Origin of the sequence: Vibrio rumoiensis (assembly GCF_002218045.2) — a bacterium.
GTDB lineage: Bacteria > Pseudomonadota > Gammaproteobacteria > Enterobacterales > Vibrionaceae > Vibrio > Vibrio rumoiensis.
The window spans coordinates 77,525-101,066 of sequence record NZ_AP018688.1; the positions used below are offsets into that span (position 1 = coordinate 77,525).

A 23,542-nucleotide genomic window follows, 5' to 3' on the forward strand; every position below is an offset into this window, starting at 1 on the left:
AATAATGAATAACACAATTTTAAGAGTCACTAACAATATTGCTGAACGAAGCAAAGCAACTCGTGAGGCTTACCTTAAACATATTGCAGAACTAGCAAATCAAGGTAAATCTCGGAAAAGCTTATCATGTGGTAACTTGGCTCATACGGTTGCGGCTTGTGGTGGCTCAAAAAGCTCCATTTTAGATTTTACAACGTTGAACGTCGGTATTATTACCGCTTACAACGATATGCTAAGTGCTCACCAGCCCTACCTCACTTATCCAGATAAAATCAAAGAGGCGCTTGCTAATGCTGGCCACAGTGCTCAAGTAGCAGGTGGTGTTCCGGCGATGTGTGATGGTGTGACTCAAGGTCAACCAGGTATGGATTTATCTTTGTTCTCTCGTGATTTAATTGCACAAGCAACTGCTATTGGCCTTAGTCACAATGCATTTGACGCCACCTTACTACTCGGCGTATGCGATAAGATTGCACCAGGACAAATTATTGGCGCCCTTTCCTTTGGTCATGTTCCAGCTGCATTCGTCCCTTCAGGTCCCATGGCAACGGGTATTTCTAATAGTGAAAAAGTACAAGTAAGGCAAGAGTATGCCGCTGGGAATGTCGGCGTAGCAGCCTTACAAAATATGGAATGTAATGCTTACCACTCACCAGGCACTTGTACTTTCTACGGCACCGCCAATACGAACCAACTGGTATTTGAAGCTATGGGGCTCATGCTTCCAGGCTCTGCATTTGTTTCACCAACCGATCCCCTACGCGATGAACTGACCAAAATGGCATCACTACAAATGGTCAAAGTGGCGCATGGTTCCGCCGATTTCCGCCCAATAGGTCAAGTGGTTGATGAAAAGGCTCTAGTTAATGGACTAGTCGCATTGCTTGCTTCTGGTGGTAGTACAAACCATACCATTCATATGATAGCGATTGCGAAAGCGGCAGGGCTTATTCTTACTTGGGATGACTTTGATCACCTATCTGATGTCGTCCCACAGTTAACGAAAATGTACCCGAATGGCCCAGCTGATATTAATGCATTCCAAGCTGCTGGCGGCGTTCCAACCTTAATGAAACGCCTGGCAGAGCTAGATTTAATTCATATGGATGCCACCCCAATTTACGGCCAAATGAGTGATTATTTAACTTCTCCTCGATTAATTGACGGTAAAGTTGTGTATCAACCAGCACAAGACAGCACTGACCCCGATGTTATCGCCGTCAACGGTCACGTGTTTAGTCAGCAAGGCGGCTTAAAGTTACTCGACGGTAACCTAGGACGAGGCATGATCAAAATCAGTGCCGTATCGGAACGAGATCGTTATATCAAAGCGCCTGCGCGAGTGTTTGAATCTCAACATGATGTCGAGAAAGCTTACCAAGCCGGAGAACTTAACCAAGATATTATTATTGTGGTTCGCCATAATGGGCCAGCAGCAAACGGTATGCCTGAATTACATAAGTTGATGCCCATTCTGGGCAATGTGATGAAAGCTGGCTTTAAAACTGCACTGGTGACCGATGGACGTTTATCCGGTGCTTCCGGTAAAGTTCCAGCGGCAATACACATGACACCTGAATCGGCTAAAGGGGGACCATTATCTCGTTTACAAGATGGTGACATTATCGTGCTTGATGCGCAGCAAGGAACGATCATGTGTGAGTCGAATTTAGAGGATCGTGAGAGCAACGTCACCGTCAATATCAATGAGCATCTTGGTGCCGGTCGAGAGTTATTTACTATCTTTAGACAACATGTCTCTAGTGCAGAAGCTGGAGCGAGCATCCTCTAATATCTATCAGATCGATTTTATCAGGTTGGAAAATCACACGCATTGCCCCAACCTGATATTGATACCTTTCAACAATCAGAGAATACAAAAATGAATTGGACTATTTCACCTGCAAGCGTATTTCAAAGCTCTCCTATTGTCCCTGTCATGGTTATAGATGACTTAGACGATGCACTGCCTATGGCGAAAGCTCTAGCAGATGGCGGTATTTCTATCTTTGAAATCACCTTACGAACCCCTGTCGCATTAGAAGCCATTAACCTCATTAGCACTGCAATGCCAGATGCACTTGTGGGTGCTGGCACTGTACTGAATTCAGAGCAATACGACGCAGCCGTAAATGCGGGCGCACAATTTACTATTTCTCCAGGATACAGTGAGTCGCTATTAAAACATGCCAAACAGCACAAAGTAGCACTTATTCCAGGAGTTGCTACACCAAGTGAAGTGATGACGGCTTTAGAGCATGGTTATGACCATTTGAAGTTTTTTCCTGCCGAAGCCAACGGTGGTGCACCTGCTCTTAAAGCGATTTGTGCCCCTCTCACTCAAGTAAAGTTCTGTCCAACTGGCGGCATCAACCCGAAAAATGTTCGTGATTATCGTGCAATATCAAACGTCATGACTGTAGGGGGATCGTGGATGCTACCTGCAGATAAGATCAAGGCAAAGGATTGGCAAGGCATCACTGAACTAGTAAAAGAAGCACTCGCAATATAGCGTAATAAACTAAATGCCCGAATACTAATCTGAGCGTTTGTCGAGAACTCTCTTTCAGAATGATTTGGGCATGATTTCATTCCAGCCTCAAAGTCCATCTTTGCCCTTTAGATCTTATCTAAATTGAAGAGCTTTAATCGCTTGTATAGACCGAAATTACTCTCTCACATTAAATCTCACCAGACTCAATTTTAGAATGTGCTTCTGTAGCAGTTTGCTTACCAAATAAGAGGTCTAGCATCATCAAGATGCGTTTTCGGTCATCGCCCCATTTATCAGTATTAATAGTGTCGGGCGCTTTAAACTCAACCTCCCCAACCTTTCGTTCATCTTTGTAAGCATTAATTCGGGAATCGGAAATATATGTGCTTAAATCCCAACTCCATCTAGAGACGTAGATCAGAGTCAACTCGGATGGATTCGGATGAGAGCCATCTGGCACCAGGGTGCACCTTTTAGCATTATCCAAACACCACTCTTGCATGGTATCTAGGAATATTGCCCTTGTTGCATCGTCTTTAACGATGGTTATTTCTTTTCTCTGTTCGTTTTCTTGGATTGGGTTAACTGTGTACTTCGGCGCTGAACATGCTGCTAAAAAGAGACTAGCGCTTAATACTACGGCTTTTTTAAACATTACTTTTCCTTGTTTTAATTTCCATTATTAGTTCACCTCAGTAAACTGTGATCCCAACCTGTTCTTTAACCTCTATGCTAACCGAGTCACCTTGAATCGACTATCGATGGCCAGTAGCGTTCAGTGAATATTAGGCGTTAGAAACAACAGGTCAATTTACACTCCCTTACTACCGTTATTTCTACATTATGATAAGCTCATCGACAAGCATCATACTAACAAGAAACTTAACACAGATGACAGATTCAACCTTTCATAAGCAATTATCTGATGTACTCACAAACGCTCTACTGCACCTATATCTGGAAGTAACGAAATCACAAAAGTTCTTCACAACACAAGCCCGAAACCAGATCATTATTAGGTATATCAAACCATTAGTTAAAGATCGCCGCTACGCTCTAGTAAAAAAAAGACTGAAAACCATCTCTTTAATGAAGCCTGCCGGTGAATCGATTGAAAAGAGACTTCTTCAGATCGTCGATAGCTATCAATCCGTTGTTAATCCTAATGATTCAGAAAAGCTATTTCGCGTTCTCACCCATATGGAAAAAGGTGGTATCTATAGCATGCTGACCGAAAGTGATGACATGGATGATCAAGATATCCTTATGGTATCGGAAGCTAAAATTGCAGAATCATTCGACGCGGATGGCCTTATGCTTAAGCCGTTAACGCTTTTTATAAAAACGGAACATCCAGATGTTATAGAGCGTGAATTAAGTGTCCTGGGTTTCTTTTCAATATCAGCATCAACGACCCCTGAGAAAACATCAATGTATGAGTTTACTTTGAGTCCACTCAATACTTAAAAACCCAACCTGTGCCCGTGCTCTTTCAGCCACGCTTTATGTTCACGATAATCGGGCATCACGCGCTCGACTTCTTTCCAAAAGCTTGGGGAATGGTCGTGATGGATGAGGTGGCATAGCTCGTGGATCACCACATAATCCACGATACGGTTTGGGGCCATCACAATAAGCCAGTTGAATTCTAAATCGCCATAAGGCGTGCAACTGCCCCAACGGCTTTTAAACTCCTTAATGCGGATCACGCCGGTTTCGACACCCACGACACTACGGTAGCGTTCCACCTTCTCACGGATTTTCTTTTGCGCTTGGCGTAAGTACCAATTTTCTAATGACTTACGCACATAATGACGTTGGGTTTCAGGTTCAGGCACTGTCACTGTCATGCGGCCATTCAACAGTTTTGCCCCTCTCAACTCCCCTTGTAGCACCTTTAAACGATAGTTACGCCCAAGATAAGGAAAGGCTTCACCGGATACATAATGCTTTTCACTGGCCGGTTGGCTGACTTGATAAATCGCGAGTTTTTCGATTATCCATTGATGCTTGGCTTCCACCAGCGATTGAATCCGTTCACGGGCTAAAGATTTTGGCACGACAATGCTCACTACGCCGTCTTCAACTTTCATCGAAGCCGTTTTACGGCGTGACGTTCTTACGATATGAACTTGATAACCTTGCCCTTCAATCAAATCTGCTTGTTCGGCATAGGCTGCTTTGTCGTTAATTAAAGGCTTATTCATGTCAGCTTAATCAATCCTTAAATTAACCAAATTTGGTTTTTGCCAGTTCCATAAAGCGCTCTTGCAAAATATTCACCAAGTCTTTGTCACCGAATGGCTGATCTAACACGATACGCTTAATTATCTTTTTCATGCGTTTGATTTCATCTTGTTTATTAAAGAAATCAACGATCTGAGTGGCTTCTTCTAAGGTTTTCACTAACTCTTGAGTCGTGTCTTTGATTGACTCGTGAATACTGGCATCCACCACATCACCATCACTGACATTCGTCACTTCCGTCATTAAGATGCCATAGAAAGCAAACTCAACTTCACTTAGCCCTAAATCCTGCGCTGCTTGTTGATGGCCTTGTTCAATATCGCCAGTAAACTCAAGCAACAATTCTAATTGCTCACTCCAACGTCCAGCGGTTTTTTCGATAATGTCACGCAATCGCAAGCTTAACGAACGGTAATATTCCGGGTCTTCGTCCAGGTTGATATTAATGTGATGCTTAATCGCACTTTCAATTTCAGAAGCTTTCGATTCATCGGATTTAGTGGCTTGAATACTGTCTTTAAAATCCACCGCCAATAAATCAATCGGCGGAATTTTTGGATCAACGCCAGTACTTAAAATATGCTCATCCACCAGTGCCCGAACCTTAGCGCCAATCTCATTCATATCTAACCCTTCATCGCGGTATTTATTTTTTGCGGCATGATGCACCTTACCTAAAAAGCGTGCATCCGCCATAAACGGCACCGCGGCGGTATCCGGTAAAATCACATTGAGTTGTTTGGCAAATTGCTTAAACGCCATATCAAACTGAGCGCGTTTGGCTTCATCTTTTAGTAACACCACATAATCATCCACATCGTCGCTGGTCATGCCTTTAAAGAAAGACATAACGCGAGTGTGTTTGGCTTTTAGCTTAGGTATTTCATCTTTCAGGCTTTGGTAAGTGCCTTCCACATCTTCACTGCTAAACAATTCCAAAGCTTGCGTTAGCTGAGTAGCGAGACCGTAATAATCCACCACATAACCGCATTCTTTGCCCTTATAGCTACGATTCACTCGAGCAATCGCCTGCATCAAGGTATGATCTTGTAATAAACGGTCGATATACATCACTTGCGCAATCGGAGCATCAAAGCCAGTTAAAAGCATGTCTTTCACAATCAAAAATGACGTGTTATCAAACTTCTTATCCGCTTCTTTAGTGTCTTTCGCATCAGTTCCAAAAGGCTTTTTGAAATTGGCAATCACCTGCTTTTGATGCGCTTTATCTGTGTATTTAGCAAGATAAGCTTCTTCATTATGCTTGCCTGAAATAATCACTTCCGATAAAGGCCCGTCCAATTCATCCAAAGTTTGCTTATACAAGGCAGCAGCATGTCGACTACCCACCACAATCATGGCTTTGAATCCATCTGGGCGAATATGTTCTTTATAATGCTTAATAATGTCTAGGCACACCCAACGAATGCGAGCTGGCGCTTCACGTACCGCTTTTTCCACGCCGTATTTTTGTTTGATTTCTTGCTGTTCTTCTTTGCTGTAATCGCCAAAATATTCTTCAAACAAGGCATCGAGGGAATCCCCTGCCACTTCAGATTTCACTTCACGGCCTTCATACAACAGCTTAACCGTCGCACCATCTTCCACCGCTTGGTTAATCTTGTATTCATCGATATAGCCACCAAACGCTTGCCCCATTTTTTGTGTTTTAAGCAAAGGCGTCCCCGTAAACCCAATCTTAGGTGCATTCGGCAACGCGGCATTAATGGTTAACGCCAGACCGCCAAATTGAGTCCTGTGCGCTTCATCGGCAAGTACAATGATTTTATCGCTTGGGTTTAAATCGACGAATTCACTATTGGCTTGCTCTTTCTCAAGATCGGAGAACTTTTGCACCATGGCCGTCACCAAATCTGAGCTGTCTTTTTTCAGCAATTCTTTGAGCTGAGCCACCGAGCCTGCGTTATAAACGGTTTCGCCCTGTGCATCACGGAAGGTATTAGAAAGCTGTTCATCGAGCTGAGTTCGGTCGGTAATAAACACCAGCTTGTATTGTTTTAAAATCGGATCACGGCGCATCTTCACCGCCAGCATCACCATAGTCAGGGATTTACCACTGCCCTGGGTATGCCAAACTACTCCGCTTCTGTCTTTACGAGAGAGGGCTTTGCGGTCTTTACCTCCCTTCAATCGCTCAATAACTTTATTCACCGCACGATATTGCTGATAACGGGCGACTTTCTTAATCATCTTGCCATCGTCGGTCTCAAACAAAACGAAGTTCTGCACAATATCTAAGAAGCTGGCTTTATTGAACATACCGGCAAGCAAACGCTGTTGAGCCGTCACATCATGATCGCTAGGTTCAGTAATGTTCTGTGCGTTGACTTCGTATAAGGCTGGCGCTTCTGCCGCTTGCAATAATTCGGTTTGAGGCGTTGTATCCTCTAATAACGCGTGTTCCGGAAGTTCGATTTCTAGCTTGGCTTGGAGATTATCCAGTTTATTGCTGAGCGTTTGTTGAGTGATATGCTCTGCGGTATAAGGATAAGCATCTTTCCAATCACCATAATGCTGGCTACTTGAGCTGATGGTACCCACTTTGGCTTTATCGCGACAAGTCGAGATCATCAATTGGTTATACCAAAACAGTTTTTCCGCCCCTTCATCGACTTCTGGCTGACGAAGATTGGCATAACGTCTTAGTTGATTAATCCCTTCGCTCATCGGGCTGGCAATGTATGGCGATTTACACTCAATCACCGCCAAAGGAATACCATTCACAAAACACACAATATCGGGAATGATGTTTTGATTCAGCCCTTCGACTTTAAACTGGTTACAGCATAGAAATTCGTTATTGTCAGGATTATCGAAATCGATCAGTTTGACCGTCTGCCCTTTGCGACCTTTACCTAGATCTTGCTCAACAGACAGATATTGCACCATGGTTTGATAAAAGGCGTGGTTATATTCCATCAAGCCTGCATGATGTGGGTGAGTCACTTCACGGCTCACTTTGCGCAAGTTCTCGTCGCTAATCCAAGGGTTTAAGCGCTTAATGGCCGACTCCAAACGCTTCACCAACACCACATCACGGTAGTAGGCACGTTCGGCCTTACCATCGGTATCCAGGTGATCTGGCGCGAGATCTTGACCTCTCACATATTGCCAGCCTTGTGATACCAACTGTGCAATGGCGGGAGCTTCTACCTTATCGAATTCGTTGTTCATCCTAAACGGCCTTATCTATACGTCATATTATTGCTGGCTTGATTACTGGTTAATCGACACTTTGGTTTAAAATTTAAGAGGTTTTCATACCCTAGGTGTTAAAAAGCATGAAAAAATAAACCAACTCTATATTCAATACCAATCCCTAACTATTCTCTTGTTGATTTTCTTCAACTAAAGATTTGGCTTTATCTACCGCAGCTCCAATAAAGGTTTGAGTACGTTCAATCAGACACTCCACCGCGTTGTCATTAAATAGATCTGTCAGAGGAATAGTAAAACCATTCGATACTACTGCTTTCTTAGAGTCTAATTGTGGATTTGGAGATTCACTTATATTGGCTTTTGCACAACCATCCCAGACACCATTAGCCCAATTCCCAGTCATAGCTTGATAAGGTGCATACACGTTGATAGTAAGAGTACTTTCAGCATTTTCGACACTGGTCATTAAACTCAAAGCATCGGGCTCTCCATGACTATTTGTTTTCGTTACACCCGTATCTGAGTTCACTAAAAAATCTACCAGATATTCACCAACGATTACCTTGTTAGAATGCTCAAAGTGACCGAAAACGTAATAAGTAGATAAAGCCGGTAGCAAATCCCAATGCCAACGGTCAAATTGATTTGTTGAACGATGACCTGGTCTCGCAAAGTCCTTTGGTTGCCATAGACAATAATCCAACTCCAACCCTTTAGCTATTTGCTCAATGGTTGGCAACAAACGTTGATAATAAGCGGCTAACAGTCGATGAGCAGTGCGTATCTGTAAAAACAATTGGTCAGTGTCATGAGTTTGCATGATGAGGCCTTAATAAATTAGAAAATACTTCGAGATCCAGCCTAGGAAAATTATGCTGATTCAATTGCGTGATACCACTATCCGCTAAAAGCTTTGGTGATTTACCAGTAGAGGCTGGCATACCTTTATTTAATTGTGAATGGGTAAGTGATAACGTAGGAAGACGAGTATCAAAGAATTGGCTCCACTGAAACGGCGATATCTTCAGGCCGTATAAACTTAACCCTTCTAAAATATCGTCGATGATGCGCTTATCTTGTTTGGAGACTGAAAAATTCGCGCCTTTATCACTCACTAATTCAATCAACTGATCGGTCACGACTTGCCATTTCAAAGCGCCAAGGCCTTTCAGTGGTTCATTCTGTTCGAGTAGTGATTGGGCCCAGCGTATAGCATCAACTTGCTCAATACGTCCGATGGCCAAAAAATACAGTGGTTTATCACATTCATCTTCTGAGTTTTGCAAGAAGGATTCGATTTCCTTTTGCCATTGCCATTTGTATTGATCACCACCCTCGGGAGGTTTCACTTCCACTAGAATATTGGCATATTCAAAATGCAGAATTAAATCAGGTTCAACTTGGTTGCTACCGTTATTGTGTTCATGGCTAAATCTAGGCCAATAGCTGATATCTATCAGTTCACCAATGTTGCTGGGGGCATGTCCACTACAATGAACGAACCACTGCGCAATTAAATAGGCTTGAATCTCATCAGACAGATAAGCAAAGCGTTCAAATACTGTGGATGTCAATAAGTCTTCACGGGCTTTGAATACGCTCGACCAACTCACGGATTCACCTTGTTGGTTGTCTATTCGTCCTGCTTTGCCGTTTAGAATAGCTTTTAACATGACTAACCTTCCCTATCCAACCTGTATTGATTTGCCTAACGCCGTCAGTCGGTATTGTTGTAAGCGACTGGTGGGTTTATCTGGAATCGTCATTTCAATCAATCCATTGCTTAATGCAGGCTGTAAATAACGTTGATTAAAGGATTTTTTGTCTTTTAAGCCAAGCAACCGCTGTAAATCCGTTCGGTTAAAGCTGGTTTGTGCTTGCTCGGTTTCGCCGGCCACTTTCATCACCTTGATTAGCGTTTTGACTTGGGGGGTGACTTGGGGGGCGACTTGGGGGCTAACACCTGTTTCGACACTCTCAGAAGTATGATGCAACTGCTGTAGAGCCTGCTCTATCATCGACAACATAAAAGCGATAAAAGGTGCGCTGTCGGCGGCCTTGGTGCTATCGGCAATGGCTTGATAATACTCGGTTTGATGGGCAGCGATTAAGCTCTCGACCGGCAAGTAGGTAAACACTTCATGGTATTGCTTTAAGATCAGTGTTTGCCACAAGCGCCCCATGCGGCCATTACCATCGGCGAACGGATGAATGAACTCAAACTCATAGTGAAATACGCAGCTTTTGATCAGCGGATGATCATCACTGTTAGCGAGCCAGGTAAACAATTCTCCCATTAATTTGGGTACGCGATCGGCTGGTGGTGCCATGTGAATGACTTGCTGATTTTTGATTACGCCCACGCCAGTATTACGGTATTGTCCTGCGCTATCGATTAAACCCAACATTAAGGTTTTATGCGCTTGCAATAAGCTTGATTCTTTTTGGTATGCAAAGCTGTCGAGTTGCTCGTATACGGTGAGGGCGTTGCTGGCTTCTTGTACCTCACGCGCCGGGGCAATCACTCGCTTACCTTCTAGTATGGCAGTGATTTGGTCTTCGGTGAGTTGATTGCCTTCAATCGCCAGCGAGCCTTGGATGGTACGCACTCGGTTGACCTTTCGTAGCAATAACGATTGCGCCCTATTTTGCGTGGCGGTCAATCGCCCAAGTTGTTCGCTGATGTTGGCCACCCGCGACAGGATTTGGTTATTAAGCGTGAAAGGCGGTGCGTAGTGCATGTTAATCCACCTTAACTCGGACTTTGCCGGTGAGGAGATCTTGCATTAGGGCTTTTTTGGTAAGATTTAACGACTCTAATTTACCTTGTTTTGTAGATAACAACTTTTGGACACAACTTATAGTGTTAGCAATTTTTATTTGTTCTATCTTTGGAGGAACCACACACGGTATTTTCTTTATATCCTCAATATTAATACGACTAACCGTTGTTCCTATCGACATTTCAAATATACTTTTCTTAGCTGCTTCTGAAGTCAAAAACATTGAAAAAAAATCAGATTCAACAACATCATTATCAGGACGTAGTAATACCATCCTTTGTCCCATACACACTTTTAGGTTATCTGGTACTAAACAAGATTCACCTGCTGGGGCTTCACGAGTAAACAACACATCACCCTTTGTTGGAATAGTCCTTTTCGTCCACTCATTAAATCCGTCAGAGTGAGTAAACTTCATATCATCAAATACTAACTCCCCATCTCTGACGTTGCTTGTCCGCACTACCATAAATTCCGATTGTTCAACATATGGTGCCGTTTTATGTTCGCAGTCAACAACACACTTAACTACGGTGTCTAAGCTCTTAACCTCCCACCCTTTCGGAATCCTACCCACAGGGGAATCCTTAAACTCGGTATGAGGCTTGCCATCTACGCCGACACCGCAAGTCAACAGTTCTTGCATCATGGCGGTTTTGAGATCTTTAAGCTTATCGATTTGCGCCTGTGTTTTTTCAATCACTTCATCGACGGAGGTGAGGATCGCCGCGATTTTCTTTTGTTCGGGGAGTGGTGGAAGTAAACAATTTAAGTCTGAAACAATAGCCGTATTTAGATTCCCTTGTGTCCCTGATTGTCGTTGACTAGAAAAGTATTCTTCTTTATTTGTTAAAAAGTAATACCAAAACTCTCGATCAATAGACTGGCTTAATTTATCAAACCAAACAAATCCATCGTGAATACAAGCATCAACACTTACAATAATTGGCCTACCAATAGTTGCACATATTGATAAAACAACTTCGCCTTTATTTATTTTAACGCTTTTACTTACACCTTCCGCAGATAAATATTGAGTTGTTTTTTTTAAGTATTTATTAGATGAAGTCACATCAGAAATGCGAACCCAACCAACATTTCCTCCCCACCATCTAGCGTCTTTAATAGGGCGAGGTGACGCTCCTCTTTTTACTGATGATAACTCACCAACTGTTTTGATAGCCCATCCCTCAGGCACTACATTACTCATAACCCAACTCCTTCAAGTAACCTTGCATCACTTGCTCGGCATCTTGTACTTGTTGGTCTAACTCATGCAGCGACACTTGGTATTTATCCCACCAGCGTTCCAGTTGGGCAATCACCTTGCTGTCCACTTCCGTATCGGCGGGGGCGTGTTGTAAGATAGACTCACGAAGCGCTTCTTTTGATTCAATTTGCGGTTTAAAGGCGTAATAGCGCTCGTCAGTGTTGGTCATGCCTTTCATATCGCTTTTTATATCAAAGACCAAAGACACATCAAAATCCCCTAAGATCTCTTCGCGGATGTAATCTTCTTCCACTTCACGCACTGGCACGCCGCCGTGAAGGATCGCGCGCACATCAAAGATTTCTGCCGGTGGTGAGGTATCGGCGTAACGACGAATGTTCAAGTTAAAATCATTGGCTTCGATTTCCGCCAGTTCCACCACTTTGGCGTAACGCTTAATGTCTTGATAGGCATCAAAAGCGGCAACAATTTTGTCTAAATCTTGTTGGCGTAGAACGTTTTGGTTTTTGCCTTCTTGATAATCCAGCTCAGCATTAATAAACAATACCTTACCTTTACGCTCGGCTGATTTGTTCTTATTGATGACAAGCAAACAAGCCGGAATGCCAGTGCCATAGAACAAGCCCGACGGCAAACCAATCACGGCTTCTAATAAATCATCTTGTAAAATGCCCTGGCGAATGGCTTTTTCACTTGAACCACGGAACAACACCCCATGTGGCATCACCACGCCAACCATGCCTTCTGCATTGGTGCTGGCGATCATGTGTTGCACAAAAGCTAAATCACCGGCATCTTTCGGCGGTGTACCATAAGGGAAACGTGCAAAACCATCGCTATCACATTCTTCCTTGCCCCACTTTTTCAGTGAGAACGGCGGATTGGCGATCACACGATCAAAGGTCATTAACTCGCCGCCTTGGGTATGCTTAGGCTCGCGCAAGGTATCGCCCTTACGAATATCGGCACTTTGCACCCCATGCAAGAACATGTTCATCTTACAAATCGCCCAAGTGTTTAGGTTCATCTCCTGGCCGTATAAAGAAAGGTTGGCAGCATTTTCACCTTGCGATTCAAGATAGCCACGGGTTTGGATTAACATACCGCCCGAACCTATGGTTGGATCGTAAATACGCATTCCAGCACGAGGCTTTAATAACGTCACCAGCAGTTTTACCACTTCTGATGGCGTATAAAATTCCCCACCTTTTTTACCAGCACTGTCAGCAAACATTTTGATTAAGTATTCATAAGCCGCACCTAACATATCTGGGCGTTCGAAATCTTCATTGCGTAGACGATATTGGCTAAAGTGGGATAACAAATCGCGTAACTTGGCATCCGATAGCTTGTTCTTGATGTTGAAGTCGATGGTGACTAACACGCCTTCTAATGACGGGTTAAATTCTTCAATCGATTCAGTAGCTTTGTTGAGGGTTTCACCGATATTGTGTTTTAAATCTTTCAACGCTGACCAACGGGCATTTTCTGGCACATAAAAGGTGGTGTCGTATTCATCTTCATCATTGGCCAGTTCTTCTGCTTGTTCTTGGGTTTTACCTTTGTCTAGATAATATTGCACCACGCCTTGCTTAGATTCTTCAAAGGCATCCGACAGGCGTTTTAGGAATAACATGCCAAAGATGTAATCTTTATATTCAGAGGCATCCATATTGCCACGAAGAATATCGGCGGTTTGCCATAGGAAAGATTCAAGCTGTTGCAGGGTGATTTTCGCGCTGGTGGTCATGTGGTTGTCCATTTCAAAGCTGAAAGGCTTGGTGATAAAAAGCCAAAATAAACATCTATACCCTTTTGTTTGGGTATAACATCGATATTAGGGTGGAGTGCGACAGTTGGCGTCGCAGTAAAACCTTTTAATTGTTGGTGATTCTACGGCGATGCCAGGAGGGTGACAATAGAGATATGATGAAACAAGGATTTATATCAATTTATCGAAATGATAAGTGTTCGATTGGCTTTAAGCATGGCCATTGAAAAGCCAATAACCATTTGAAGTAAATAATTTATTTTCAATAGTTTATTAATCATCATCAGAATGGCGCTGATCCCATTTGTAAGCATAGTAAAGCATCAAAGCGGCTCCTATCATGAGCCCACCTAAAGCAATAAGAAGTGGTACAAATCCATTGGCTAGGTTTATCGTAATCATACATTCCTCCGAAAGAGAATCATTTTGCTGTGGTATCCTCAGGAAAAGCCACGCAACCAAAGCTACACTGTCACTTAAAGTCTGATCAGGATATGACTGTGTTTCCATGTTTACGTTTGAAAATAGCGGATTTATTCACAATGTTCGACAAAAATAAAACGCGATCAACGTTTAGGATAAGCGACCAAGTTTAGTCATTTAATTCCCCCCAGTTTCCAGAGTTCGTTTAACATCAACTTACTTGCTTTTATTTTCGCTCTAAATGGCCATGTAAGCACGCTATTTACCTTTACGGTCGCGATGCCACAACATTTCAACCAAACGCTCTCAAATCGCCATTTTGGGGCGTTAAAATGGCATTAATACGGGGTGATTTAAATAATTTTGTTTCGTTCCCTAAAAAACACTCGGTCTGAAATGCTTTTCTAGCATCGATCACTTTGTGAGATTTCTCACCATAACGAGAGAATACAAAGCATCAATCTGCAACCCTATTTTTGCTCATCCCAAAAAGAAATTCAGTCTCGTTTTTCTGACCATCCATCACTAGTGCGAAATTCAAAACGGGAAACCAACACAGCAAGCGAACAGCACACTATACTTCCCCTCCAACGTCGTATTTGATTTTCTGTTTCTTACAATCGCAATCCATCACTTCCGATGGTTTCAGTTTTAACTCAGCTACATGTCCTTGTATGTTCGAGTCTTAGTTTTCAATTGCGATGACTTAACTTGAACATGACTTCCCATGACCAACGCTAACCAAGTAAGTACTATGCGTTCCGTAAGCAACGAATTAACTCTTGTTCATTGCGTGGCTCTACTTTTGATTTGCTTAAAAATGTGCACAACGTTGTTTGTGATAACCATTCATAGTCCTGGAGTAAACATTTCAATAGATTCAGGTGAAAGCAATTCGATAAATCAACTAATGTCCGTAACAATGTAAATTGCATTCTTGCTCTACCCACAGAAATTTAACTATTGAATACATCCTAGTATTTTAAATTTCAGATCACTGTAGTCACAATTCACACCACTCTACCAATGACAAAACATTCACTCCCTTTAAGCCCAGTTAAAATTCACCGTTTAGATCAAATGAGTTTTATCTTGACGTAGTCAATCCATATCCAATACCAAAACACTCTAATATCTCTCTTAGCTGCATAAAAAGTATCGAAACTAGAACAAAAAACCAGGAGGCAATCTCCATTCTCAAGTTAAATTTTCACAATCAAAAAAAACCAAAACATCGATGCTCATGTCACACGAACAATTAGGTTAAAAGTATCAACTTAAAAATGACAAACACATAACCAAAACCATTAACTGGTGCAGTTATGAATCACCACTAATCCCCGCACATGTTTCATTAACTTATTCGCGCAATAACTTGATAAGGAACTTTGCAATGAATCTACTTTTGATTTTTTAAAAGAAAAATGATTATTGAAACGCAAACTAATGCCTTGGTTGCATGATATGTATTTGCTTATAACAAAAACAATTTCACTCACATCTTCTTCACTTAGTCTGCATACACATGCATCAAAAAACCTTTGGCGTTACGGATCTACTTTGAACCATTGCAAATTAAATTACAGATTGTTGAGCTAACGTTTTTCAAAATGGGATGGAAGAAAAAAATGCTTAACTTTAACTTCTTTGTTTGCACCTAGCCATTCGTTCTTATCCAGATTTGAATTCTGGGGTAACTTCAAACACCTAAAGAGCACATTCTATTTTGCAATCATCAAACAATAAAATCGAACATAGGAATTGATAAACTCTATCCATCATCACAAAAATTAAATGCACTGAACCATGCATAAAAAATGAAGCATCAAGATTGAGAAAATCAAACGGAAGCTATCTTAATTTTGCAATAAAACTCAAACCACATTACTTCACCGAAGTGTTACTACTAAACACGTTCAAAATATTAATATGCTTCGTGTTCATTTTTTATATCTGACTGCTGTTTTTATATCTGACTGCTGATTGACGGGAACTGTTCTGATGATTTTATAGATGCATGGGACATGTTGTAAATCACATCAATTCGATTACAACTTTCTCTTGTAGAATAATGCTTAAAAATTTTCTTTTTTTCTCACGCCCTTTTATCGCAAAAAACCTTCTAAACAGAGCATATCGATGCATGCCTATTTAACTTTTATTTAAATAATTAAATTTAAATAGGGTCGATTTGAACAATTTGACACTTTGATTTGAGCATTTTGACACTTCGATTTGAGCATTTTGACACTTTGATTTGAGCAATTTGACACTTCGATTTGAGCATTTTGACACTCGTGTTTTGATAACCTATTGATAGTCAATGTGAGCATTTTGACACCCTATTTTGATAACCTCTTGATAGTTAACTTGAGTGTTTTGACACTTTAATTTGAACATTTTGACAACCAATCGACGCTCAAAAAAACCATCACTTACGACGTACTAAAAAAATATAGCCAAATTAACCAAGTACGATATTCGTCTATAAAACAGAACTAACCATACGATAAAACAAGATCGGCAAGGACTAAATTTTGCAGTTACACCATAGATAAAAATAACTTAAACCCATTATTTTTTCACAACTTCATAGCCAATGAACACATCATATTGGATAACTTTATTCCGTTTTTTTTTGCAAAAAACATCACCGTATAATCACAAGAAAACAGTCATAATTTGAATAATTTTTCGTCATGATATTTTCATAGAATCACAAACAATAAATACAGAAATGCACGTCGTTGCTTGCCTTAATTCGTTCGAAGCATACAATTTTTTCGCATGTGAATAGTAGGAAGAAATACCATAATATCCTCTCACCATTTACAAAAGTAGAAGCCATAAAAGAAGATATTTTTCTATATTATTTTAAACACTATCACGTCATTTTTTCGTACAAACACTCCAAACTCATCGTCCAACAAAGATGACAAACTAGCATTTCATCGATAGAACCCATCTAATGCCTTCAAAATATTTCTGAGCATTCTTTACCGTAAAAGCAGGCATTAACTACTACTACCAAGAACATGAAGGCTCTCAACAACTTTTTAGAAAATACTCCCTTATCAAGTACATAAATCCTCGTGACAATAGCCAAAGTTTACACATCAACTTTCGCTCAAGAATGTTGAAAACGTTAAGAGGCCGAAGACTAAAAAAACTGTTTACACTCTCCCTTAAATTTCAGCCATACAGAGCTAAATTTTGAAACTATTGTTACTTTCATCGACTTAAAAATAATTGTATTCACCGTTTTATTTTGCGACAAAGAAGGGGGGAGATTAAGCACAACGTACCAACAAAAAAAGCAAGGTGAATTCACCTTGCCTTTGTGTTTTTCTACAAATAATTTAAGCCGCATACCAACCAACACTTCTGCTTCCTCTAACACAAGCTTAATCGCTTCTTCAGCAGCATCTGGTGGGTATTTCCATTTGCGTAATAATCAGCGTTCAAGGTTACGCATACGAGCTCAAACGCTTTCCCGTTTCTGCCAATCTACCGTCGCAGATTTACGTAATTGTTGAGCCCATTCAATGACGAGTTGACGCAAATTTTCATTACCTAATTCACGAACGGATGACTCGTTTTCTACCAAGGCACGATAAAATATATGGAAAAAGATAATCATTGTGGCACTTGTAGGGTTATTGAGTAACACACTTCGAGGCATTTTTGATTCAGATGGATTTGTAGTTAATTTTAGTTAAGGGATCAACTCCATTTTTGCTGCCACAGTAGCTGGTAATTCCTTCAACAACCTGTGCGTAGTACGATACATTTTAATTACATCACCAAAAAGGTGTAGCATATCTCGAAAACTCCCCCCATCACCACTCTGCTCAATGTAAGCGAAAGCAGAATGAAATACTTCTTCGTCAGGATCTATTAGCTTCTCCTCTAGAAAGGTTACTAATTCGCCAATGTGAGTACAGTAATTAAGCGCCTCAGCAACACGGATATAAAGGTCATACGTATCTGTTCGTGCATGTGTGTAGAGGTCTAACAGTGGGTGCTGTGCTAAACCAATTTGTTTGTAGACCCTTTGAGCAGACGGCTCATTATTTATCTCTTTTATTTGATCAAACATATCCGAAGCTCGCTGCCCGATCGATACCAGCTCAGACAACAGCATTTCAGCATCAGTATCTGTGTAACTCATTAATTTAATTTGGTTTCTCCTTGTATCAATGTTCATGTGTGGTGCAGAGCAGTATGATGAGTATATTACACCACTAAATGTGGCTGAGATAATTCACGAAACAAGTAGTTTCACAATTGGCCAACAGCTAATTGCATAAATAAATCTCATCATAGTTACGTGCGTTATCAACATTATAAGTTACTGGATGCCAATCGGTGACTTAGTGAAGGCTTGAGCCTAGTGCCGTGAAAGTTGCACGCTGGGTTCTTAAAGCGACGACACTTGGTAACAGGTGTCGTCTACTCTACATTTTCGATTTAGGAATGGCAGCGTATCAACTGTGATCGCAGCCATTTTAGTATCTACATACTTTTGGTTCGACCCCGAAATCAACTTCGACAATTGTCCCATAGCTATTTTTACCGAAGGATTCCCTGAATCAAAAAGGTTCTCTATATCATCACATTTAGGCAACCATTCGGGAGATGGTTTCCAATTTAACTCTGCAAATTCACAACCACGGACATGTATTAACCAGGAACGCAAAAGAGATTCTGCAATTTCAATTTTTACAATATGGCCTTCCTTTGTTAAGAAGGTACAAACAACTGATTAATACTCAACATCATTATTCATTTGTTGGAGCTCTTTAATTTTGTCTAAAAATGCCTTATCAGCCACCTCACTTTCATCTGCTTCCCCAGCTGATTGACGCTTAATAATCGCTCTTTCAACTTTCTCTGCTTGTTCATCTTCTTCAAAAACGCGATATGCAGCAGCTAATGATTTAAGCTCATTGATTGTTAAAGGCTCATCCCCAGTTAGACGCTTTGTTTCAAGCTTAGTAATGATTTTTTTAGCATCTTCAAAATTCAGAACTTCAACAGGGTCTTTAACGTTTATCCACGTATAAAGAAACTCAACAGAGTGTACATTACGGCCATGTTTATGCAGCTTGATACCCAGGCCATCAGGAGATTCATGAAACATGATCTCTTTTTGAGTTTTAGGATCGTTACTAAGCTCGATGATGCTTTCTCGAATGCAGCGAGTAATAAACACGCCATTGTTTGAGAATGAGCTCTTATTCTTTTTAATATCCCCTTTCTCGTCCAGAATGCCCATATAAGCCTTTAGCGCTTCAACTTCCATTAGGTTGAGCTTCTTATCGCCTTTAAAGCGAGAAAGTATCTCATAGAGGCGTTTGGTGTACTCTCGCTTCAATCCTAAGTAGCTTTTGGTATTAATCAGTGAAAAGCCTTTGTTGTATTCCACGTACTCCTTCGCTAGAGCATCGTTAGGCACTAACGTCAAAACACGATCTTTGTATTTGGCTTTTTTAAATAGAGGGGTGAACTCAAATTCTGTATCCCCCTTTGATTCTTGGATGATACCAATCTTTCTAGAGGAGAGACGGCTAACCACATCATTAAGTTGTGAACCAATCGCTCGATTATTCAAACCAAGCCAATCAGAAAGCTGCGCTGCAGTGAAAGTATACTCGGGAGTATTACCTTCCCAGTCTTCAGGGCGCATGTTAGCTATCATTAAACCAAACAAGTTTGCTTCCCTAGCCGTCAAATCTTGTTGTGAGAATACGAGCTGATGCCCTTTCTTTATATGGGTTGGTAGTTTTTTAGAATTCATCGTTAACTCACACGTTTGTTTGCTACAAGCAAACATTCTTGTACTTATGCTCAAAATATACTCACACATGAAACGTAAAGCAAACAAACGTGTAAATTATGAAGTTAAATCACAGAATTATTTGCTCAATAAGGCTATCAAAGCCTAAAAGTTGTCTTCAATATTAAAAAGCAAACTTTTTTGTACACTTTAAGACAAGTAAATGATCAATAAGCAAACTTTCATGTCATCAAAGCAAACTATTTAGGTGGTAAAGCAAATAAATCTGATCCAAAAGCAAACGGATATGATCTTACTGCAAACCTTTTTGATCTAAAAGCAAACAAACCTGTCGAGCAATTCAGATAAAAGCATTTAAAATCAACAAGATAAAACTGCTATAGATCTCTTAGTCTTTTAGTCTAGTTAGATCTTTAGATTTGTTAGTTATTAATAGATCTTTATAGTGTGTGTGGATAAGTGAATAAATGCTGCAACCTCAACCAACAAACCTTCATACAATGTTTAAATCGACAAAATTGTTTGCTTAAAACAAGAGAAGCAAACAAACATGTAAAACAGGCTCTAAACTTACAAAAAAGTTTGCTTATAACAATAAAAGCAAACTTTTTTGTTAACTACTATAGATCCTATTTTAGATTCCAAGTTTCGCTTCATGTAGATAATCAAACGACAGAATGAACGTTGTTTGTGAATATTGGGGCTTGGTTGAGCCACCGATTGAGGGAGGAACGAGCGAAGAGGTTCGCGAAATAAAGCAGGAATAGCTACATCATCGGATTATTAACACGATATTTCATTACTTTTCATTATTTGAATTTGCATAATCCAACAAGCATTTTTCTAACTTATCCAGTTTCTTCTCTAAAGGAGAGGCGAATAAAGTCAGTAAGCCAATGACCAATGAAATACCCCAAAAAATAAAGATAACGCTCATAGTTATAACCTTTCGCCATCAAGACACAATAAGTAGTGATACTATACCTTTCAAATTTGAAAAACACTAACACCTCACCACCGGTATATCCCCCCACTTTGTCGTGTACTGAGGCGTTAACCTTTCTCGTCTCATTGCCCACTTTTCAACCGTACCTTGCGCTGCCACAAACAACGAATCCCTACCATAACGTTGGTTCAAGCCATCTAATACTTTCATCAATCTTGGGTCGTCAGGGTTGGGATTCAGCCAATCGATTTGCGCATGTTTGCCATCAATTAAATCAACCAGTCCAACACCGACTTTGTAATATCGCACATCTGGCTTAAACATCTGCTCTGCAAGCTGTCTCACCGCCTGGGTAATGACGGTTGTATCTGAGGTAGGATAAGGAAAATGATGTACTGCCTTACTGCTGACTGGGATTGCATCAAAAGGTGAACTTGATGCAAAACACATAATTACTTTACATAAGGATTGTTGCTTTCTGACTTTAGCGGAGGCAATGCCAACATGCTTACTTAAGGCTTGCTGTAAGGTATCTAAATCCGTGATACGAGTGCCGACACTGCGCGTTGAAAAAATCTGTTTCTTATCCGCACGTATGGCATCCCACTGTTTACAAGCTTGGCCATTTAATTCTCGAACTGTGCGTTCCAACTCTACATTAAAGAATCGCTGTGCTTTCATGGGGTCAAAGCACGCTAAATCATAAGCGCTTTTAATGCCCATAACATTGAGCTTTGTCGTTAATCGTCGCCCAATCCCCCACACTTCAGAGACAGGAACATGCTTTAAAATATGGATACGTTCCGCGTCTGAATCCAATACACAAACGCCTTGGTAGCCCTGTATTTTCTTTGCCGCATGATTGGCAAGTTTTGCTAAGGTTAGCGTTGGTCCCATTCCTACGCACACCGGTAAACGACATTCTTTCCATACGGATTTACGGATCAATACGCCATGCGCACGTAAATCTGGGATCGCTTGTTGGCAGTGTCTCAAAGATAAGAATGATTCATCAATACTGTAGATATGCTGCTCAGGTGCAAAGCGCCCAATCACGGTCATCATCTTGGCTGATAAGTCGGCGTATAACTCATAATTGGACGATAAAGCCACGACGCCCTTACGTTCACATAATCTTTGCACTTCAAAAAAGGGTTTGAACTTAGGGATGCCGAGATCTTTTGCCTGGCGGTTAGCCGCAACGATACAACCATCGTTATTGGATAGCACAACGATAGGCTTGCCTCGCAAGTCAGGCCGGAATACTTGCTCTGCACTGCAATAAAACGCATTGGCATCGACTAAAGCGAACATTTAGCACCAGGATACAGGTATGTGACAGCGTAGAGAGCAAATAACGACCCCCTCAACAGAAAACGAATCTAAATCATGAATCGAAATAGGCGCATAATCATCATTGGATGACAACAGTAACCCTCGTTGAGTGTTGATTCGCTTGCACACGAACTCGCCATTAAAGTTAGCTACAATAATGCTGTTATTAACCACATTCACTGCCCTATCGACGATTAAAATATCATCATCAAAAATGCCATCATCACGCATAGATTCTCCAGAGACGCGACTAAAAAATGTTGCATGGGGGTGCTTAATCAAAAGCGCATCAAGATCTAACCCTAGTTGAGAGTATTCCGAGGCTGGAGATTCAAAACCGGTTATACCGGCACTGACAGAAATTGGAGTGACTTTCATGGAAACACCTAAAAATAATACTGTATAAATACACAGTGTTATTTTTAGGGATATTGTTCGAAAACGCAAGGAGAAACTAATTTCTCATTACAAGGAGTGAAGTTTGATTGTTATTTGATCTACACTTACTAATAAAATTAACAGGGTAAGGAAGCTATATGGTACGTACGGTCACTCCTCTAATATACTTAGTTACCTTTTTTGCCTACTCATCAGAGCCAATAACATTTGGAATCAGTGACACAAAAAAATCAATCATGGAGATTTCAGCAGAAACACTCAATAGTTACCATGAGGATTCCTTTTTTAAACGCTTCTTCCCAGTAACAAGCCAAATTAATTTTTATCATTGGAAAGCTACTGAAGATGATAATTTTATTTACTTACCAGGACAGACCTATTTTCCAGATGATCCGCATTGCTGCCCTACAGGTTTATTATTAAAAGTAGATAAAAAATCACATCAATTGCTATCGGTAGAAATACCGAGAGAGAAAAACAAGAACTATGATTACCGTTCTCCTTAATTGAGTGGGAGTGTGGTTAACTTCATCTATGAATAGTTCCCTCCTCAGAGAAAGTCGAGCATCCTGTCTTAAATAAAGGAAAGATAAGAAAATTTGAAATGATGTGGTGAAGTGTGTCAATCGAAGATTGTCCACTTATCCACATCAGCTATAAGATCTATTTAATACTATTAAAACTATAATATCTATGAGATCTATAAAAACTATAGACATTGTAAGTCTTTGTTTTAATTTAAATTAAATGCATTTTTTGATCACTTTTTAGGTGGGTTGATCACATATTTTAGGTATTAATGATCACATTGTAGGCTTCTTTGATCTTAATTTAGGTGTTTTGATAACACTTTTTAGGTGTTCTTGATCATTTATTAGGTGTTTTGATGACACAATTTAGGTAATTAATGGTTTTGCTAATGACAAAACCACA

18 protein-coding genes and 1 pseudogene are annotated in these 23,542 nt (G+C 40.7%); 4 read left to right on the forward strand and 15 right to left on the reverse strand.

The window, feature by feature from the left end; all coding sequences use genetic code 11:
- Position 1 precedes the first annotated feature (1 nt).
- Together edd and VRUMOI_RS19060 are read left to right on the forward strand one after the other, a co-directional pair.
- Positions 2-1,792: a phosphogluconate dehydratase gene (gene edd, locus VRUMOI_RS19055; RefSeq protein WP_162598471.1), complete on the forward strand. Its 1,791-nt coding sequence runs from the start codon at positions 2-4 to the stop codon at positions 1,790-1,792.
- A gap of 90 nt (positions 1,793-1,882) precedes the next feature.
- The gene (locus VRUMOI_RS19060; protein WP_089138979.1) at positions 1,883-2,512 is read left to right on the forward strand and encodes a bifunctional 4-hydroxy-2-oxoglutarate aldolase/2-dehydro-3-deoxy-phosphogluconate aldolase; all 630 of its coding nucleotides are present in this window, start codon (positions 1,883-1,885) and stop codon (positions 2,510-2,512) included.
- 169 nt (positions 2,513-2,681) lie between these two features.
- On the opposite strand, the gene VRUMOI_RS19065 is transcribed toward VRUMOI_RS19060, so the two are convergent.
- Positions 2,682-3,149, reverse strand: a complete 468-nt coding sequence (locus VRUMOI_RS19065) for an Sbal_3080 family lipoprotein (protein ID WP_089138943.1) — start codon at positions 3,147-3,149, stop codon at positions 2,682-2,684.
- 236 nt (positions 3,150-3,385) lie between these two features.
- Between VRUMOI_RS19065 and VRUMOI_RS19070 the strand changes: the two genes are divergently transcribed.
- Positions 3,386-3,961, forward strand: a complete 576-nt coding sequence (locus VRUMOI_RS19070) for a DUF2913 family protein (protein ID WP_162598468.1) — start codon at positions 3,386-3,388, stop codon at positions 3,959-3,961.
- Here the strand turns inward: VRUMOI_RS19070 and VRUMOI_RS19075 are convergent.
- From VRUMOI_RS19075 to VRUMOI_RS19135, 14 genes and pseudogenes are all read right to left on the reverse strand, one after another.
- Positions 3,958-4,701: a M48 family metallopeptidase gene (locus tag VRUMOI_RS19075; protein ID WP_089138945.1), complete on the reverse strand. Its 744-nt coding sequence runs from the start codon at positions 4,699-4,701 to the stop codon at positions 3,958-3,960. The two genes, VRUMOI_RS19070 and VRUMOI_RS19075, sit on opposite strands and share 4 nt — an antisense overlap.
- Before the next feature lie 22 nt (positions 4,702-4,723).
- Positions 4,724-7,936 carry a type I restriction endonuclease subunit R gene (locus VRUMOI_RS19080; protein WP_089138946.1) on the reverse strand — a complete coding sequence of 1,071 codons (3,213 nt, stop codon included), beginning with the start codon at positions 7,934-7,936 and terminating at the stop codon, positions 4,724-4,726.
- 145 nt (positions 7,937-8,081) lie between these two features.
- On the reverse strand, positions 8,082-8,741 hold the full coding sequence (locus VRUMOI_RS19085) for a hypothetical protein (RefSeq protein ID WP_089138947.1): 660 nt from the start codon (positions 8,739-8,741) through the stop codon (positions 8,082-8,084).
- Complete coding sequence (locus tag VRUMOI_RS19090) at positions 8,728-9,594, reverse strand: hypothetical protein (protein ID WP_089138948.1); 867 nt, start codon at positions 9,592-9,594, stop codon at positions 8,728-8,730. Before VRUMOI_RS19090 ends, VRUMOI_RS19085 begins: the two co-directional genes overlap by 14 nt.
- A gap of 12 nt (positions 9,595-9,606) precedes the next feature.
- Positions 9,607-10,662 (reverse strand): Fic family protein, encoded by a 1,056-nt coding sequence (locus VRUMOI_RS19095; RefSeq protein WP_089138949.1) that lies wholly within the window; start codon positions 10,660-10,662, stop codon positions 9,607-9,609.
- A gap of 1 nt (position 10,663) precedes the next feature.
- Entirely contained in the window at positions 10,664-11,914 is a 1,251-nt protein-coding gene (locus VRUMOI_RS19100; protein ID WP_089138950.1) for a restriction endonuclease subunit S, read from the reverse strand.
- Positions 11,907-13,685 (reverse strand): type I restriction-modification system subunit M, encoded by a 1,779-nt coding sequence (locus VRUMOI_RS19105; RefSeq protein WP_089138951.1) that lies wholly within the window; start codon positions 13,683-13,685, stop codon positions 11,907-11,909. Before VRUMOI_RS19105 ends, VRUMOI_RS19100 begins: the two co-directional genes overlap by 8 nt.
- Before the next feature lie 294 nt (positions 13,686-13,979).
- Positions 13,980-14,108 (reverse strand): hypothetical protein, encoded by a 129-nt coding sequence (locus VRUMOI_RS19660; RefSeq protein WP_264298504.1) that lies wholly within the window; start codon positions 14,106-14,108, stop codon positions 13,980-13,982.
- A 3,397-nt stretch (positions 14,109-17,505) separates the two neighbouring features.
- A pseudogene (locus VRUMOI_RS19110) lies at positions 17,506-17,748 on the reverse strand (type I restriction enzyme endonuclease domain-containing protein); the annotation flags it as partial.
- 96 nt (positions 17,749-17,844) lie between these two features.
- Complete coding sequence (locus VRUMOI_RS19115) at positions 17,845-18,336, reverse strand: hypothetical protein (RefSeq protein WP_162598469.1); 492 nt, start codon at positions 18,334-18,336, stop codon at positions 17,845-17,847.
- Between the two features lie 558 nt (positions 18,337-18,894).
- The gene (locus VRUMOI_RS19125; protein ID WP_174208835.1) at positions 18,895-19,965 is read right to left on the reverse strand and encodes a replication initiation protein; all 1,071 of its coding nucleotides are present in this window, start codon (positions 19,963-19,965) and stop codon (positions 18,895-18,897) included.
- Positions 19,966-20,728: 763 nt separating this feature from the next.
- On the reverse strand, positions 20,729-20,866 hold the full coding sequence (locus VRUMOI_RS19350; RefSeq protein ID WP_156888664.1) for a hypothetical protein: 138 nt from the start codon (positions 20,864-20,866) through the stop codon (positions 20,729-20,731).
- A 66-nt stretch (positions 20,867-20,932) separates the two neighbouring features.
- Positions 20,933-22,189, reverse strand: a complete 1,257-nt coding sequence (locus VRUMOI_RS19130) for a Y-family DNA polymerase (protein WP_089138956.1) — start codon at positions 22,187-22,189, stop codon at positions 20,933-20,935.
- Positions 22,190-22,588, reverse strand: a complete 399-nt coding sequence (locus VRUMOI_RS19135; protein WP_027695145.1) for a LexA family protein — start codon at positions 22,586-22,588, stop codon at positions 22,190-22,192.
- Between the two features lie 158 nt (positions 22,589-22,746).
- On the opposite strand from VRUMOI_RS19135, the gene VRUMOI_RS19140 reads away from it, so the two are divergent.
- A complete protein-coding gene (locus VRUMOI_RS19140) occupies positions 22,747-23,115 on the forward strand; it encodes a hypothetical protein (protein WP_089138957.1) in 369 nt (122 codons plus the stop codon).
- Positions 23,116-23,542 lie beyond the last annotated feature (427 nt).

What these genes read in the sequence shown, in the direction of transcription:
- VRUMOI_RS19060 (WP_089138979.1), top strand. Translation starts at nt 1,883, where the DNA reads ATGAATTGGACTATTTCACCTGCAAGCGTATTTCAAAGCTCTCCTATT.
- VRUMOI_RS19065 (WP_089138943.1), bottom strand. Translation starts at nt 3,149, where the DNA reads ATGTTTAAAAAAGCCGTAGTATTAAGCGCTAGTCTCTTTTTAGCAGCA.
- VRUMOI_RS19070 (WP_162598468.1), top strand. Translation starts at nt 3,386, where the DNA reads ATGACAGATTCAACCTTTCATAAGCAATTATCTGATGTACTCACAAAC.
- VRUMOI_RS19075 (WP_089138945.1), bottom strand. Translation starts at nt 4,701, where the DNA reads ATGAATAAGCCTTTAATTAACGACAAAGCAGCCTATGCCGAACAAGCA.
- VRUMOI_RS19080 (WP_089138946.1), bottom strand. Translation starts at nt 7,936, where the DNA reads ATGAACAACGAATTCGATAAGGTAGAAGCTCCCGCCATTGCACAGTTG.
- VRUMOI_RS19085 (WP_089138947.1), bottom strand. Translation starts at nt 8,741, where the DNA reads ATGCAAACTCATGACACTGACCAATTGTTTTTACAGATACGCACTGCT.
- VRUMOI_RS19090 (WP_089138948.1), bottom strand. Translation starts at nt 9,594, where the DNA reads ATGTTAAAAGCTATTCTAAACGGCAAAGCAGGACGAATAGACAACCAA.
- VRUMOI_RS19095 (WP_089138949.1), bottom strand. Translation starts at nt 10,662, where the DNA reads ATGCACTACGCACCGCCTTTCACGCTTAATAACCAAATCCTGTCGCGG.
- VRUMOI_RS19100 (WP_089138950.1), bottom strand. Translation starts at nt 11,914, where the DNA reads ATGAGTAATGTAGTGCCTGAGGGATGGGCTATCAAAACAGTTGGTGAG.
- VRUMOI_RS19105 (WP_089138951.1), bottom strand. Translation starts at nt 13,685, where the DNA reads ATGACCACCAGCGCGAAAATCACCCTGCAACAGCTTGAATCTTTCCTA.
- VRUMOI_RS19660 (WP_264298504.1), bottom strand. Translation starts at nt 14,108, where the DNA reads ATGATTACGATAAACCTAGCCAATGGATTTGTACCACTTCTTATTGCT.
- VRUMOI_RS19115 (WP_162598469.1), bottom strand. Translation starts at nt 18,336, where the DNA reads ATGAACATTGATACAAGGAGAAACCAAATTAAATTAATGAGTTACACA.
- VRUMOI_RS19125 (WP_174208835.1), bottom strand. Translation starts at nt 19,965, where the DNA reads ATGTTTGCTTGTAGCAAACAAACGTGTGAGTTAACGATGAATTCTAAA.
- VRUMOI_RS19350 (WP_156888664.1), bottom strand. Translation starts at nt 20,866, where the DNA reads ATGAGCGTTATCTTTATTTTTTGGGGTATTTCATTGGTCATTGGCTTA.
- VRUMOI_RS19130 (WP_089138956.1), bottom strand. Translation starts at nt 22,189, where the DNA reads ATGTTCGCTTTAGTCGATGCCAATGCGTTTTATTGCAGTGCAGAGCAA.
- VRUMOI_RS19135 (WP_027695145.1), bottom strand. Translation starts at nt 22,588, where the DNA reads ATGAAAGTCACTCCAATTTCTGTCAGTGCCGGTATAACCGGTTTTGAA.
- VRUMOI_RS19140 (WP_089138957.1), top strand. Translation starts at nt 22,747, where the DNA reads ATGGTACGTACGGTCACTCCTCTAATATACTTAGTTACCTTTTTTGCC.